Source organism: Gelidibacter salicanalis, assembly GCF_007997285.1.
GTDB lineage: Bacteria > Bacteroidota > Bacteroidia > Flavobacteriales > Flavobacteriaceae > Gelidibacter > Gelidibacter salicanalis.
In genome coordinates, this window is record NZ_VORX01000012.1 from 26,631 (window position 1) to 43,619 (window position 16,989).

General features: G+C 35.3%; 12 protein-coding genes. 3 read left to right on the plus strand and 9 right to left on the minus strand.

The window, feature by feature from the left end:
• The first annotated feature begins 116 nt into the window (after positions 1–116).
• Together ES711_RS15945 and ES711_RS15950 are read left to right on the plus strand one after the other, a co-directional pair.
• Positions 117–1,091, plus strand: coding sequence for an ATP-grasp domain-containing protein (locus ES711_RS15945; protein ID WP_146894306.1), 975 nt, complete (start codon positions 117–119; stop codon positions 1,089–1,091).
• Positions 1,084–1,725, plus strand: a complete 642-nt coding sequence (locus tag ES711_RS15950; RefSeq protein WP_170245291.1) for an HAD family hydrolase — start codon at positions 1,084–1,086, stop codon at positions 1,723–1,725. The genes ES711_RS15945 and ES711_RS15950 overlap by 8 nt, the downstream gene beginning before the upstream one ends.
• On the opposite strand, the gene ES711_RS15955 is transcribed toward ES711_RS15950, so the two are convergent.
• The 9 genes from ES711_RS15955 to ES711_RS15995 all read right to left on the minus strand — a co-directional run bounded on the left by ES711_RS15955 (position 1,726) and on the right by ES711_RS15995 (position 12,282).
• Positions 1,726–2,334, minus strand: coding sequence for a sugar transferase (locus ES711_RS15955; RefSeq protein ID WP_146894318.1), 609 nt, complete (start codon positions 2,332–2,334; stop codon positions 1,726–1,728). It abuts the gene before it with no gap.
• 20 nt (positions 2,335–2,354) lie between these two features.
• Complete coding sequence (locus ES711_RS15960; RefSeq protein ID WP_146894308.1) at positions 2,355–3,485, minus strand: glycosyltransferase family 4 protein; 1,131 nt, start codon at positions 3,483–3,485, stop codon at positions 2,355–2,357.
• Positions 3,486–3,489: 4 nt separating this feature from the next.
• Entirely contained in the window at positions 3,490–5,394 is a 1,905-nt protein-coding gene (gene asnB, locus ES711_RS15965; RefSeq protein ID WP_146894309.1) for an asparagine synthase (glutamine-hydrolyzing), read from the minus strand.
• Between the two features lie 15 nt (positions 5,395–5,409).
• Positions 5,410–6,558, minus strand: a complete 1,149-nt coding sequence (locus ES711_RS15970) for a glycosyltransferase (protein ID WP_146894310.1) — start codon at positions 6,556–6,558, stop codon at positions 5,410–5,412.
• 6 nt (positions 6,559–6,564) lie between these two features.
• Entirely contained in the window at positions 6,565–7,659 is a 1,095-nt protein-coding gene (locus ES711_RS15975) for a glycosyltransferase (RefSeq protein WP_146894311.1), read from the minus strand.
• A 146-nt stretch (positions 7,660–7,805) separates the two neighbouring features.
• A complete protein-coding gene (locus ES711_RS15980; RefSeq protein ID WP_146894312.1) occupies positions 7,806–8,861 on the minus strand; it encodes a sugar-transfer associated ATP-grasp domain-containing protein in 1,056 nt (351 codons plus the stop codon).
• A 207-nt stretch (positions 8,862–9,068) separates the two neighbouring features.
• Complete coding sequence (locus ES711_RS15985; RefSeq protein ID WP_146894313.1) at positions 9,069–10,034, minus strand: ATP-grasp fold amidoligase family protein; 966 nt, start codon at positions 10,032–10,034, stop codon at positions 9,069–9,071.
• 25 nt (positions 10,035–10,059) lie between these two features.
• Positions 10,060–10,641, minus strand: coding sequence for a serine O-acetyltransferase (locus tag ES711_RS15990; RefSeq protein ID WP_146894314.1), 582 nt, complete (start codon positions 10,639–10,641; stop codon positions 10,060–10,062).
• Between the two features lie 96 nt (positions 10,642–10,737).
• Complete coding sequence (locus ES711_RS15995) at positions 10,738–12,282, minus strand: lipopolysaccharide biosynthesis protein (protein ID WP_146894315.1); 1,545 nt, start codon at positions 12,280–12,282, stop codon at positions 10,738–10,740.
• Positions 12,283–12,983: 701 nt separating this feature from the next.
• On the opposite strand from ES711_RS15995, the gene ES711_RS16000 reads away from it, so the two are divergent.
• Positions 12,984–16,989: Ig-like domain-containing protein (locus ES711_RS16000; protein ID WP_146894316.1), on the plus strand; the 4,006-nt coding region annotated here is incomplete at its 3' end.

Consider the following 16,989-nt stretch of genomic DNA (forward strand, 5'->3'; position numbering starts at 1 on the left):
CCATTATTTCTAGTTCTATGTGAAAAGCTCAGTAATTCTCTAGTCAATTTCAGTTTTAAGTAGTTATCTTTGGATTTCCAAATAAATATTTAATAAATTAGATCTAAATAAGACGAATGAATATCTTAATAACTTCCGCGGGGCGTAGAGTTTCGCTTATAAGATCTTTTCAAAAGGAATTAAAAAAAGTAGGTTTCAATTCAAAAGTATTTGCTTCTGATTCTAATCCCAACCTATCAGCGGCTTGTCATATTGCCGATGGGTTTTTTAAGGTACCTCAATTAAATGACTCTAATTATATAGATGTTTTAATGGCCTTATGTAAAACACATCATATCGAGTTAATTATTCCCACAATAGATACTGAATTACTTGAACTGGCGACGTGCAAAGATAAATTTGCGCTAAATGGGATTACCGTGGTCATCTCTTCGGTAGATTTTGTATTAAAATGTAGAGATAAACGGCTGACGCATGAATTTTTTGAAAATCACAACATCGCTATCGCTAAAGAATTTACAAAGATAAATTACAACATACCGCTTTTTATTAAACCTGTAGATGGCAGTAGAAGTGTTGACAATTATATTGTAAAGTCAGAAAATGAGTTGACCGAGAATCATTTTGATAATGAAAAATTAATGTTTCTTGAATATTTAGACCATGATCATTATAATGAATTTACTTGTGATCTCTATTTCAGCAAAGATCATAACTTAAAATGTGTGGTGCCCAGAAAGCGGATTGAAGTAAGGGATGGTGAAGTGTATAAGGCCATGACGGTAAGAAACCCTCTAGTCTCAATTATAAAAAAGAACCTTAGTTATATCAACGGAGCTGTGGGTTGCTTAACCGCTCAGTTTTTTGTGCATAAGGAAGATGAGACAAAAATATACGGAATTGAAATTAACCCCCGATTTGGTGGAGGGTACCCGTTAACTTATCTATCTGGTGCTAATTTCTCGAAGTGGATTATTGAAGAGTATTGTTTGGAACAACCAATTACAGAGCAGTTTGATGTCTGGGAAAATGATCTTTTAATGATCCGCTATGATGATGAAATATTAGTACATGGATATAAAGATGAATAAACATACAGTGGTCGTTTTTGATTTAGACGACACACTATATAATGAGCTGGATTATTTAAGATCTGCCTATAAGTCCATCGCTCAGTTTTTGGAGCCTATGGCGTGGAGACCTTTATATTCTAAGATGTTTTCTTTATACAGATCAAACCATAATGTATTTGAGCTTCTTGCCCAGCAGTATAAGATAGAAATTGAATCATTGCTAAACCTGTATCATAATCATCAACCGGAAATTACACTATTTGATGGTGTTTTGGAGATTTTTGATGCCATAAAAATTAAACAGGGCAGGATTGGAATTATAACTGATGGTAGATCAAAAACGCAAAGAGCCAAACTGAAGAGTCTCAAGATCTTGAAGTACATCGATAAAATTATTGTTTCTGAAGAATTTGGTTCAGAAAAGCCCAATATTTTAAATTTTAAAGCCATTGAAAGCTCCGTTCCTGGAACGGATTATTTCTATATTGCAGATAATCTAAAGAAAGATTTTATAGGGCCCAATGCCCTAGGTTGGCAATGTGTAGCGCTTATAGACAATGGGAAGAACATTCATAGGGAATCTTATAAATATATGGATGCTCATAATCCTCTACACTTTATCTTAGACTTTAAGGATCTTAAAATTATCTAACTATTTATTGGTACCGGTAAACTCTGGCATATTTACATCTGCAGAGTTATTGATATCTTTTCTTCCCAAGACTTTCTGAACTGTTTTTAATAATATTTTAATATCCAGAGCAAAAGTTTGATGTTCCACATAGTAAACATCAAGTTTAAATTTTTGTTCCCAATTGATTGTGTTTCTACCATTTATTTGAGCCCAACCCGTAATGCCTGGCATAACAAGGTGTCTTCGGTTTTGTTCTTCACTGTATAAAGGTAAGTAGCGCGGCAAGAGGGGGCGTGGTCCAACTAAGCTCATATCACCTTTAATGATATTGATTAATTGAGGTATTTCGTCTAATGAGAATTTTCTACAAAATGTGCCTACTTTTGTGACCCGTTGTATAGGTGGCAAAAGCACATTGTCGGCATCAGTTGCATCGGTCATAGTTTTAAACTTGATAATTGTAAATAATTTACCATGTTTACCTGTTCGTGTTTGATAAAAAAATGGTTTCCTATTATTTATAAAATAAAGACTAATAATTAGAATCAGAAATAATGGAGAAATTATGAGAAGGCCCACGAAAGCGGCTAAAAAATCTATGAGTCGTTTTATAATTGTGGGGTAGATTTTCATGAGGTAGGCTCTATTTAAATAACACTTTTTATAATCTGTAATAAATCGTTATTGATAATATTGACATCAAAACGTTCTTCAGCATAAATTCTACTGTTGATACCCATCTCCTTTATTTTTTCTGGATGGGTAATAAAATATTCCATCCTATTGATTAGAGCCTCTAAATTTCGGGGTTCAATTAAAAATCCGTTTATACCTTCTCTTACCGCTTCTCTGCATCCAACTGAATCTGTTGTGATAATGGGGTTACCACAGGCACAGGCTTCTAGAGTTGTTCTTGGTAAACCTTCTCTATAATAACTTGGCAATACAAAAACATCTCTTTTGTGGAGGTGTTCTTCTATGCGTGACTGTCTGCCATGGAATACAATAACGCCCTGTTCATGCAACTCATTAATTTCATCCTTACTTATAGCAGATGGCGTAGTACCAGTTGAGCCTATTAAGTGAAATTCTGCTTTCGGGTATTTTGATTTCAATATTTTGGCAGCACCCAAGTACAATTTGATGCCTTTTTCCTCAATCAAACGTGCCACCAATAGAAAACTAACATGCTCTGTGACATTTTTTTCGCTAAATGTAAATTGATTGAGATTAACTCCAGAGCCACTGACAAAAGCAACTTTTTGTTGTTTTGAAATCACATTTCGATCTAAAAACAATTGGTGGTCGTCTGTGTTTTGAAATACAATAACTTTATTTTTTCTAATGGACAGTTTGTAAAGCAATTCGTTAATACGTTGTAAGGTCTTTGCTTTAAAGGACAGCCCTGTAAAGGTATAGCCCAGTCCTGTAATTAATGAAATTACGGGTACCTTACAACCATTAGCAGCCATTGAACCATAAATTACAGGTTTAACGGTATATGGAAACACTAAGTCTATTTTGTTATCCTTAATAATAGATTTAAGTTCTGAAATTGATTTGAGATCCTTAAAGGGGTTTAGGCCAGTCCGTTGTAGATTAAATTCAATAGGAACCGCTCCAATAAGTTTAAGTGCCTTGAGGTCAGCATCAGTATATTCTGGTGCTGCTGTAAACACGTGATATCCATTTTGGATTAAATGTTTGATAAAATCTCCCCTAAACCATATCAGTGATTTAGCAAAAGATGCAATAATTAAAATTCTTTTTTTCTCCATTCTTTTATTTCTCCTTAAGAAAGGTGTATGTATACCATTTTTGAAAACAGAAATAGGACCACACCCTAAAAGTGCTGTCTTTTTTACTGTCCAAATGATCGTTTACTAGTTTAGTAATAACCTGCACGTTAAAAATACCTTGAGACTTTAGTAAGGTAGGTTCAATGTAGCTTTCAAGTTCTTTTCTTAAGCTTTGCCGTAACCAGTCTCCGGTTGGACTTCCAAAGCCGCTCTTTCCTTTTTCTAAAAAATCTTGTGGAAACTGGTTTCTGAAGGCTTCCTTTAAGATGTATTTTTTATTCCAGCCTTTCATTAAATAACTTTCCGGCAAGGTATTGGCAAATTCCCATAGATCTTTATTCAAAAATGGTGCTCTACATTCTAAGGAGGTCATCATACTGGTCCGGTCCACTTTGGCCAACATACCGCCCTCCAAACTTAATACTTTATCGACAAGTCTAAAGTCGGTAAGTGTTTCAATTTTCTGCTTGTTTAAAACCGCTTTGTACTCCTCAAAAATATTCGCTTCAAAATAATCAGGCGACATAATTTCAGAGAGTTGGCTACTCGTGTTGGCTAAAGAAATAATATCCCAATAAAAATCGCCCTCATAATCTATAGCGTTTAAAAGCTTGTTGATTTGAAATTTACGTCCGCGAGAATCGTCTTTATCTATAAGAAACTTATTGCTTACTCCTGAAATTTTAGAATGAAGGCCTTTAGGTATGACACTGGTATAGCGTTTGTTCATTTTACCTATATAGTATTTGTTATAGCCGCCAAACACCTCATCGCCGCCATCTCCGGTCAATGCAACCTTAACATGTTCTCGTGTTTTTTCAGAGAGAAGGTGAGTGGGTAGGGCAGCCGTATCAGAAAAAGGCTCATCAAAATTGATTAGGATGTCGTGAATGTTATTTTTAAGGTCTTCTTCATCTATAATAAACTCATGATGATTGCTGTTGATCATCTTGGCAACCACTCTGGATTTGTCCGTTTCATCGTAAGATGCCTTTTTAAATCCTATAGAAAAAGTGTCTATTTTTTTTTCTGAAGATTGCGCCAAACACAATGAGATTATGGAAGAGTCAACACCACCAGATAAAAACGTTCCTAAGCCTACATCTGCGATAGACCTGCTTTCAACGCTACTGTAAACAAGATCTTTTGTTTTTATTTTGGCATTTTCAAAAGGAATAGTAGTGACTTTTGGTTTGGGTTCAGCATTTATTTTATGTAGTGTTGTGGTATGAGTGGCTAAATCATATTCTAAATAATGATTGGCTTCTAGTTTAAAAATATCTTCATAAATGGTATGTGGAGCAGGTATATAAGTAAGTCTGAAATAAAGATTCAATCCTTTTTTTGAAATATTCGGGGTGAAATCGATCGTTTTAATTATGGATTTTAGCTCTGAGGCCCACAGGAATTTGTCATTTGTATGGGTGTAGTACAAGGGTTTCTCACCAAAAAAATCTCGGGCTATAAATAGCTTATTGATATTTTTGTCGTAGATACTAAATCCATACATCCCATCCAACCATTCAAAGGAGGATGGACCATACTTTTCATAAGCTTTTAAAATCACTTCAGTATCACTAAATGTGCTGAAGCCCACACCTTCGTCTTCCAATTTAGCTTTTATGGTCTTGTAATTGTAAATTTCGCCATTAAAAACGATAACAATTTGCCCATCGTCTGAATATATAGGTTGCTTACCAGCCACCAAATCAATAATGGATAAGCGTCTCATGCCCATGCCCACGCTGAATTGGTCGTTGTCTTCAAAAAATAAGCCATCATCATCAGGACCTCTGTGATAAATGAGATTATTCATAGTATTCAGCATAGATACTATTTGGTTCTGGTTTTGATGGGTTTTAGTTACGACACCGTTGATTCCACACATTTATTAATGACTTAATTAATTGAGTATAAATTTTTTGAACTCCGAATATATACTATCTAGTTGATATTCTTGAGCTTTCATTAAGCTTAATGCACTGTATTTTTCTCGTTCATCAGGGTTTATTCGAAAATAGTCCAGAGCTTTACTTAATCCAATATGATCATCGTTATTTACTAACAGGCCGTGCGTTCCTTTAAAAAATTCACCAGCTTTAATGCATATTGCTTGGTTCTCGTTCAGTAATTCTAACGGACCCGATAAGCAGTTTGTAGATACGGCGGGAAGCCCTATGGCCATAGCCTCCATTAAAGCGTTTGGAAAACCTTCAGTAAAGGAGGAGAGCACAAAGCAGTTGCAGTTTAAGAAGTGCTCATTTACATTTTTTACTTTACCTTTTAATAATATGCGTTCCTCTAGCTGAAAATTGCTGATTTCCTTGGTCAAATAACCTTTTAAATGGCCATCGCCAAGAATAACCAAGGTATCGTTGTTTTTATTTTCATGTAAAGCTTTGATAATCATGATCTGATTTTTTCTGATATTTAAGGTTCCGGCTGTAATGATCTTTAAGCATTTATCTTCGGTATTTAAATGTTCAGGAACAATAGTATTTTGAGGAAGCTCTATCGGATTGTATATCACCTCCATGGGAATCTTAATACCAAAATTCTCTTGTAAATCTCGATTGATATGGACGGAGTTTGAAAACAGGCTATGACATCTATTATACAATAAAGGATAAAAGAGTTTCGAAATGTAATAGGAGGTTTTGCTAGAGGTATTATCAGAAGGAAATCCACGCTCACTGATTACAGTCTTTAGATTTTTGTTCAAAATGGCCATGATGCCGTTAACAAGGTTTGGAAAGGCTAAAAAGGCTATTGAAATTGAAATGTTTTCACGCCTAATTAAACTATTATAACGTTTTATAAACAACAACGGATCCAACAGTTTTTGAAATGGTGATTTCCGTTCGGCATCGTCACTTAAAAATACAACATTAACTTCATAGGGAATAGGGAAGTGGACCACTTTATAAAACAAAACCAAGGTGACGTCAAAATCGTTTTTAAGTTGTTTTAGGAGCAAGCTTATTACTTTTTCTGCACCACCACTGGCCATAGAGGTGCAGAGAATGCTAATCTTTTGTTTGGGGATATTCACTTTTATCTATTTTGTTGAAAGCTCTACAATTAACTCTTCGTACTGACCTATGATTTTTTCTTTATTAAATTTACGATAAACAGACTCTCTAATTAGATCTTTGTCCCAATGGTGCGATTGTTGCAGTTTTTCTAAATATTCAGTTTCATTATCCACCAGATATCCATTAACTCCATCTTCAATTATTTCATTTAGACCTCCAGGCGCTCGAAATGCTAAGGCTGGTGTTCCTACAGAACAGCTTTCAATCAAACTGTTGGGCAATCCTTCCGAATAGGAACCCATAAGATAAAAATCACTTTCCGCAAGGTATTTTGGAACTTCGTTTGTAAATGGGATGTATACTATTCTATCTTCTATTCCTAATTTTCGGATGAGCTTTAGAACATTGTCTTTCTCTATGCCATCACCAATTATGGTATATTGAAATGGATAGTTCAATTTGGAAAGAACGTTAAGTATTCGTTTATGGCCTTTATTCTTTGAGATTCGTGCTACCGTTATAAATTTTACTAAATCATCCTGTTTAGTGGCCTCTGGTTTAAGGTTGAAATTATCTGTAATTGGATTGTTAATTATTTTTAGTTTGTGCTCGGGTACCTTCGATTTAAATTTCATCTGGTTATACATATCCGTTGATTGACAAATAATAATGTCTAAAAACTTATAACCAAACCCTAATGGCCTTCTAAGTTTTTTTCGAAGCCTTTTTTTAATGGGTTTTTTGTTTTCAGCTTTAAATTTCTTGTCAACAATACTAACAATAGTGTGCCTGCCAACAAACTTTATTTTTGGAAATAGAAGTGAGATAAACCCCATAAAAATATTTAAATGCGCAATTGCGCTAATTACAACCTTAGGTTTTTGTTTTCTAAGAATTTTAATTAGTGCCATGGAGGAGTGTAATACCCTTTTTTTATTTAAATATATGACAGGAATTTTAGTAATGCTATACCTGTTGTCTTTTTTAAAACCAATTACTATGAGGGTAACGTCAAATTTAGCTGTATTCAAATTTTGAGAAACGAAAGACATTACTCTTTCTGCGCCACCAGCATATAAATTGGGTATTATAAAAAATACTTTAATTTTACTTTTCATGATTTTTTAATCTTAACCATACTTTTTTATAGTTTATGGAGTCATTACGGACATCTAATAGTAACGAGACGTTGGGTTGTAAATTTTAATATTTAACAGGATATGGCGCTGTGTAAATTAGGAGCTTAAATTCATCCCATTTACTACTATTTAGATAAATGTAATTTTTCCCAATTTAAACCTTTAAAACAGGGACCCTGTATCATCTCATTAAATTTAATGCCGTTATGACCTCCATTCAATTCAATGATCTTAACTTGATTGTTTTTATCTAATATAAGATCCCAACCTACACATCTTACAAATGGAATTCGACTGTGCAATTTTGTAATTTCTGATAAGCAATAATCAAACGAAGGTAATGTTTTGCCTGCAAAAGTAACATTGGAATTGGGCAGATATTTAGTTGTTTTTGAATCGGGAAAATATGCCATGTCGTGTAATTGACCAGTTTTAATATTTATTGGAGTTCTTAATTGACGATCGGATATTACATGGGTGTCGTTCTCCCTCCCAATTCTAAAATAACCTGCTTTTGCTTCAATGTGTCCATTATCGTCACAGACAGATGTTAACCTGATTGTTGCTACCGAGGCGTTGTTAAATTGAGAAAAAAATGGATGTTGTTCTATATATTTTTGGAAAACTCCATTACCCAACTTTTTGATCAGCTCTAGGTCAAAAGATTGTTCATTAAAAAAGTATACCCCTTTACCCTGACGAGAATTTTCAACTTTGTATACAATCGTACTTTGATGCTCGAAAAGTAATTTCTTTAAGTTTTCTTCACTCAAAACCTCAAAACCTGTACTCAAAAATAGTTTATTTAAATAATAACCAATATCTAAAGAGTCAAAATCTCCTAACAGTTTATTTATAGCTGCATTTCTATTGCATATTCTTCCGTACTCTCCGTTGAGTTGTGGCACAACAACCTCTCCGTAATAATTGTCAGGAATCCAGCCTTCTTTAAAGTCTCTAGAAAAGGCAGAATAAACATATAGCCATGGCGCATATTTGATATCTCCAAAAATGTCCTTTGCATATTCTCTACACAATTGTTCATTTTTGGGATCTAATTTCCCTTTCTGGGCTTCAATTCTTTTGAGAACTTTTGACGCTGAATTATTATGTTCAAAATGGTACACAAAATTTTTTCCTTTTGCCAATACGTCTTTCACTTTTTTTTTAACTGCTTTCATATATTTATTTTAAAATTTAAATTTTTAAATTTCGATAAAATTCAGAATTAATCTGAACTTCGAAATACACTGTTTCCCATTGTTCAATAAAAAATACATCTAATATTTTACAAAATTACGGATGCATTTATCGCTTTAAGATGAGGCAATTAAATAAATAGACCTGTAAAAACCATGTAAAGCGTATGTTTCATGCCATGTGTAGTTTTAGGACTTTTTAAGCTTATTTTTAAGAGTACTGATATCCAGTAATTTCCCTAGTTTTTCATCACACTCATGTTGCCAAAACTTTCTAAATCCCGACGATTGGTGCAAGGTCAGTTCGCCAAAATATGTTTTGCCTTTAACTGAATAAAAATCGACTCTTAGATAAATAAAACCCTCTGCTAGCTTTTCAGCAAGCATTATCATTTCATCAAAATTTGAAGGTTTGGGAAGGTTTTTTCCATTTGGACGTCCCCAATTACAGGGCATCAAATTCCAATTGATATCATATAAATTTCTTGCTCTATTTTCTTTATGTCTGTCTAAATCAACTCCAATAAATTGCACCTTTCCATTAAAGCAATGCAACTTATAGTCGTCCGGAATACTCCCGTCCTCATTAGTTAAGAGTTTCTCCACAACAATGTGCGGCACGATGTTTTTGTACTGCCATTCTCTGGTGCTATAAAAGTTGTTTTCCTTTAATAGCTTTTTAAATCTTTTTCTTGTTTTTGGCCAATCGACCGCCGTTTTATCTCTAACGATTATGCCACCGGAACTATCGTGATTGGTCTTAATAATAAATTTAGAATTTGGTAAGTTTTCCGGAATAATGTCATCCGAGTTATCCGTATGAAATAATAACGGAATTAAAAACTGCGCTCCTATTTTTTCTGTTATATAGGATCTTACCCTGTATTTATCCGCTATGAGAGTATGTATATCCTCTTTATTATAAAGCTTTAGCCAATTTATCTTTTCGTTTAAGGTTTTGGGGTTATTTAAATCCAGTTCATAACCCATATGCTTTTTAAAACTGGATTTCACGATGACTTCATCTGGTATTACTTTTAAAATCGATTCGTAAATTTTATAGAAGGGTCGCACCAATTGATACCCCAATTCAGAATGTCTATATAAATTAGATACGTTCTTTCTGAAACTTTCTTTTCTTAAATCTGATGCCATTTTATTTTTAATTAATGTGAAAAAATTAAATGTGTTTAATTATATTTTTAATATCAATTTCGCCAATTTGTTGCGCCGGTATTCCGCCAATAACAATGTTATCTTGGTCAAAGGATTTATTGACAACAGCATTGGCACCAATAGCTATATTGTTGGCTATGGTGATGTTGCCATATATTTTTGCTCCGGGGGCTATATATACATTATCTCCAATTTGAGGTGCACCTCTATTTCCTCCTGAAGCACCAATATTAACGCAAGCGTGAATTCTGCAATTACTCCCTATTTTTGCATTTCGGTTGATGACAATGGTTCCATAATGAACAATACATAAACCCGGACCAAAAACATTGATGGGTATAGAAAACCCATTTCTTATGGAAATATTCCTGAACTTATATTTTAAATAATAGATATAGAGTTTACCTAGCCCACTGTTTTTACAGTTAGTGTAATATTCTAATGTCCGCATTGTTCTTTGAAATTTCCAGATGGAATTTGGAAACAAGGTCGTCGTAAGTTTCGTTATTACGGTATTTGACTTGATCCTTAGCGCTACTTTGTCCCTTTCTAAGTAGTGGTGATAATCTGCTTTAGATGTTATCATGTTTTAATTTTTTTTTGTTCAAAGTCATTCCTTTAGTCCATTTATAATCATTCATACTTGAGATTTACTATTTTCCTAATCTACTGTAAGCTAATACTATTTAACGATTTTTTTTAAAATTAACGATTTTATTCTAAGACAAAAGATTCTAAATCCTGGAATTAGAAAAAACAGTAAAACCCCATAAATCACGATTGCCGTAACAGCTATTTGAAAGGCATAAATTGACCAGTTCCAAAGATTTAAATTATCCTTATCGAAATTAAAATAACTCGAAATCCATGTAACTAAAAGGGCTGATGCACAAAAAACTAATACCATAGGGGCTAAGCCTTTCCAATACAACCAAACACTTTTATTAAAACCGTGTTTATATAAAAAATAAGGTTTCCAAAGAATTACCATTAAGAACATACTCACTAATGTGCCTAACATGATACCTGATATGCCATAAATACTTCCAAATAACAATGAAACACCTAAATTAATGATGGCTTCAGCCGCTGCCGCCCAGGTATCTGCATACAATCCATAGGCATTTTTAAAACGCTCAATTGGAGAGTTGATTTCATTCAAGAAAAAATTGGCAATCATTAACAATAAAATCACTTTAGAAAGAATGTACTTTTCGCCCAACCATAGCAATATAAAGGAGTCCATGAGATGGTAAATTGTAATACTAAAAAAGCCGGCAATAAAAAATTGCACGGCAATGAGTTCCCAAAGTACTTTTTTGATGTTTTTTTCATCATTTTCAGCAATGAGGTTGCCCACTGCAGATCCTGTACCAGCAAAAGACATTTTAACTAACCCTCCAAGTTTTACAAAAATCAATTGATAATTCCCAAAGAAGGTAACACTCTGAAGATTTATTAAAGCATATATAAGCAGATTGTCGGTTCCGTTTTTTACAAAAGAACTCATTTTATGAAAGAACACCTGTTTAATTTTTTTTAGTATATCCGGGTATTCTTTTAATATTTCATCTTTCTCGGCTGAGTTGATAATAAGCCACGGATATTCCTTTTTTATTTTGTGTCTTACCAGCAAACTGTATAAAATACTAAAAACCAATTCTAAACTTATGTATAAATAAAAGTTTTTGAAATAAAGAGCAACAATAACTTGTAACCCAACCCTAATGATATTAAAGGTCTGAAAGTATTGCTGAATGATATACCCTTTTTGGTCAGCCCCAAGCAAACTGATGTGATAGTTAACAAAGTAGCTTAATAGCGATGAGGTTAACAATGCATAAAACACAAAATAGATTAACGGTAACGAAAAAGGAACCTCATCAAATATGATAGGAAAAAATAGTGATACAATAAAGCCTATACCGAAAATGAAATAACCAATCCTTTTATAAAGCACGCCAAGAAGCGCAATAATTTTATTGATTTCTTTATAGTCTTTATCAAAAATTGGTTTATAGAGTGTAAAACCAATAGCGGTACCAATCCCTAACTCGGCTAAATTGAGAAAGCTTAAAACACTTCTCAAAGTTGTTTCCAAGCCCATAAAGGAATCGCCTAGTGTGTCTAAAAATATCTTTCTGGTGAAGAATTGTACAAAAATTGAAAGTATGAAGAAAAACACACCAATTTTTGCATTTTTTAAAGACTTGGAGACTCTTGACATGTATGCTTGATATTTTATTTTAATAACATGAAATGACCTTGCTAATAGCTAAAGTTTATTTAAATGATGATTTAGAATAACTTTTAGAGTACATGAATAGAGGTCAGTAAATAAATTAATGTATACATCGGTAAATATTAGAAAATGAAACTTATTTTCATGCATTCCGATGATAAAAAGCATTTTAATACCTATAAAATGCAGTAAGATATCTCCTAACCCTAACCATTAGTATGCTTCGTTCTCCTCCCTTTAGGATATTCTTCTGGAAGATACATATTACTAAAAATATCAGCAGTTTGAAAGTTTGGAATTATTTTGAAATCCATAGGTGACTAGAAATTCCAAGACCACTATATCCATTTCTGCCATTCCTAATTGGGGCCATTTTAGACTAGGAAATTTCTTTCATAATTAAAGTGATACAGATGTTAAATGGGGTTTTTCTTACATATTCTTTAATAAATATCGGGCATTTTGTAAGAAAAGAACGTGATTGTGTTAAAAAAAAGTTTTTATGGTCCAAATGGTGTATTTGGACGTATTTATTTATGTTTAGTCGATTACTATTGACTTATATAGGTTTTTTCCTACATAAATTTACATTTCGTCTAATTATTATACGTTTCGACTGTAAAACACTCTAGATTACATATTTTCGCAATCCCCAAAAAATAGTTAATAGCAAAAAATTACATTTTATGAAGTTCCTACATTACCCTTTAAATTTACGGCAAAAATTTAATCCATCTTCCCTCATATTTCTTCTGTTTTTCTTTTCCCTTAGTTTAAATGCACAACAATTGGCGTTCCCAGATGCATATGGTGCTGGAGCCTATGCCAAAGGCGGCCGTGGCGGTAAAGTTGTTCACGTAACAAGTTTACTGGATGTTAAAGAATCTGATTCAAGATATGTAGGTACGCTTAGATGGGCCCTTAAAGGTGCTGAAAACAAGAGAGTAAGTAGAACAATTGTATTTGATGTAAGCGGGATAATCAATTTAAATAGTGATCTCTATGTAAGTAATTCGCCCGGAGACGAAGGTGGTTATGCACATGGTGTTACCATTGCAGGTCAATCTGCTCCATTAGGTGGTATAACAATTACCGGTGCAAAAATAAAAATTAAAGGTATCAATGACTTTGTTATTAGATATGTCAAATTTAGGTCGACAGGAGATTATGATGGATGTCTAAGTATTGGCTACGCAGACAATCTAATTCTTGACCATCTTTCGGGTTCTCATACGCCTGATATTATTTTTTCAGTCACTTCTAATGGCGGTACTTATGCCACTAACCATACAATCCAGAATTGCTTAATGTCAAATGCTAAAAATGGTCTTATCATAGGAGATAGCCATTTTGTGAATAAGGTTCCAGAAATTCCTTACGGTAGTGTTTCCATATATAAAAATGCGTATTATAATGTTGGATGGAGAATACCGGCAAAATTTGGAGGTTCAGGTTCTTTTGATGTCATTAATAATGTAGCGCATAATTGGAGTGCTAGATTGATGAGATTTGATCCTTACAATTATAAATTAAACCACATCGGTAACTATTATCAAAGTGGCTATTCAAGCATTTCAAGTAAATTCAATAAATTACAAAAAACCTGGGTGGGTTATTTTAACATGTCTCCCAAAATTTATCAAGAAGATAATTATTATAGTGAAGACGTTAGACCTCCTGGATATGAAGACAACAAAAGCTTGGACTGGACCGTTTTTTATTCAAAAACTGACACGGATAAAATAGACTTTGACAATTGGTTTGTTTCTAACAGACTTCCTATTCAAGGACGAAAAATGCCAATTTTAAGTTCTCATTCGGTAAAAGATGATGTTCTTAATCTGGTGGGTAGTTCACAATATATAAAGGATGACGGTACAGTTGGGTTTTATCGGGACAAATATGATTCTCATTCTGTAAATGGTATTGCTACCAAAGATGTTTCTACAAGCAGAGGGGAGACAATTGAAAAACCAGTCATCTCTCAATCCACTAAAAGACCAAAAAACTTTTATATCAACAATGCACATATTCCTGAAGTTTGGTTTAGTGCTCATGTACCAAAAGGCCAAGATCATAATGATATTGCACCAACTGGCTACACGTGGTTGGAAATGTACCTCAATCAAGTTGATGGGGCAGTAGATCATACAAATGTGTCAGCAAAAGATATTACGGTTAAGGTGCCAAAAGATTTTTCAGGACTTTATAGTTCTGAGACTGTAAAACTAGAGGTTGTTTTTACACCCGCCAATACGACTAATAAGAATGGAGTTTGGAGCAGTAAAGATAATGCCATAGCAACGGTTGATAAGAACGGCGTCGTAACGGGAGTGGCTCCAGGTAAGGTGAGCATATCGTTTACCGCAGCTGACGGTGGTCATAAAGATGCCGTGACGATAACAGTTTTTCCGAAAGCGCTCCAGGCGAGCGCAGGTATTGACCAACAGATTTGTAAAGGCGAAAGCACCACACTTAAAGCAAGTGGAGGTACAGATTATGTATGGAGTACAGGTGAAACTACAGAGAGTATTAAAGTAACCCCTAAAACAACCACAACTTATACGGTTAAGGTTTCAGATAAAAATGGTCAGTCAGAAGAAGCAAAGGTTATGGTCACAGTCAATGCACTTCCTGTAATAGATGCTGGCAAGGATATCACTATCACCTCAGGTAAAGTTGTTTCATTATCTGCTACCGGGGCAAAAACCTACAAATGGAGTACCGGTGATAAAGGAGAAACTATTTCCGTAAGCCCAAAGTCAACCCAAACCTATACTGTAACTGGAATGATAAATGGCTGTGAAGCGACAGATACCGTTAAGGTGATTGTTTTGGAATCTCCTAAAGTTGTCGCTGATGCAGGTAAAGATCAAAACATCTGTAAAGGATCAAGCACCACTTTAAAGGCAACAGGGGGTTCCACCTATCTCTGGAATACTGGGGCTACAACGGCAAGTATAGATGTTGCGCCAGAAGAGACCACGACATATACCGTTAAAGCCTTTGATAGCACTGGAGATAATTCAGATACTGATAATGTGACGATCACTGTAAATAGTTTAACTATAGATGCGGGGAAGGACATAACCATAACTGCGGGAGAAAGCGTAAAATTAACTGCAAAAGGCGCCGAAACTTATAAATGGGGAACAGGTGAAACAAATGCAAGTATTACGGTAAGTCCTAAAGCCACAAAAATTTATACTGTTACGGGAACCTCAAATAAGTGTATGGCGACAGACACTGTAAAGGTTACAGTAATAAATACTGTGGAGGTTGTAGCCAATGCGGGCGCAGATCAGACCATTTGCGCAGGGACAAGCACAACTTTGATCGCATCAGGTGGTTCTAGTTATCTATGGACTAACGGAGCAACCACTTCCACGATAAAAGTAGCACCAAAGGAAACTACGCTATATAAAGTTACTGTTTACGATAGTACTGGGAAAAAATCAGATACAGATGACGTAATCATAAAGGTCAATCCATTGCCATTAGTACATGCAGGAAGCGATAGAACTATTACTTCAGGTGAGAGCATTGAATTAACTGCCACTGGTGCAAAAACTTATAAATGGAGCACAGGAGGAACAAGCGCGAGCATTACCGTGAATCCTGCCGCAACTACCACATATACTGTAACTGGACGCTTAAATGGTTGTGAAGTGACAGACACTGTGACAGTCATTGTAAAAAAAGCAGAGTCTACGAGTGTTACGGCCAATGCGGGAGAAGACCAGAGTATCTGCGAGGGTTCCAGTGTTACCTTAACGGCCACCGGCGGATCTAGCTATATATGGAGTACGGGAGATAAAACCCAAAGTATTACTTTTAAACCAGGACAGACCGCTACTTACACCGTTACGGCCTATGACATTACGGGCAAAAAATCTGATCGCGATGAGGTTAGGGTATCGGTAAATCCTTCTGCCAAAGTAAATGCCGGCAAAGATGTCACCATCAATGCCGGAGATAAGGTGACGCTTTCTGCTACGGGGGCGAAGTACTTTATGTGGAGTACCGGCGACAAGACATCTACTACCACGGTTCGGCCAACAGCCACTACGACTTACAGTGTACGGGGCACGAATGATGACGGATGCGAAGGCACGGATACCGTGAAAGTGATCGTTAAAAAGGAAGAGTCTACGAGTGTTAAGGCCAATGCGGGAGAAGACCAGAGTATCTGCGAGGGTTCTAGTGTTACCTTGACGGCCACCGGCGGATCCAGCTATATATGGAGTACGGGAGATAAAACCCAAAGTATTACTTTTAAACCAGGACAGACGGCCACTTACACCGTTACGGCTTATGACAGTACGGGCAAAAAATCTGATCGCGATGAGGTTAGGGTATCGGTAAATCCTTCTGCCAAAGTAAATGCCGGCAAAGATGTCACCATCAATGCCGGAGATAAGGTGACCCTTTCTGCTACGGGGGCGAAGTACTTTAAGTGGAGTACCGGCGACAAGACATCCACTACCACGGTTCGGCCAACAGCCACTACGACCTACAGTGTACGGGGCACCAATGATGACGGATGCGAAGGCACGGATACCGTAACAGTGATCGTGAAAAAGGAAGAGTCTACGAGTGTTACGGCCAATGCGGGAGAAGACCAGAGTATCTGCGAGGGTTCCAGTGTTACCTTAACGGCCACCGGCGGATCTAGCTATATATGGAGTACGG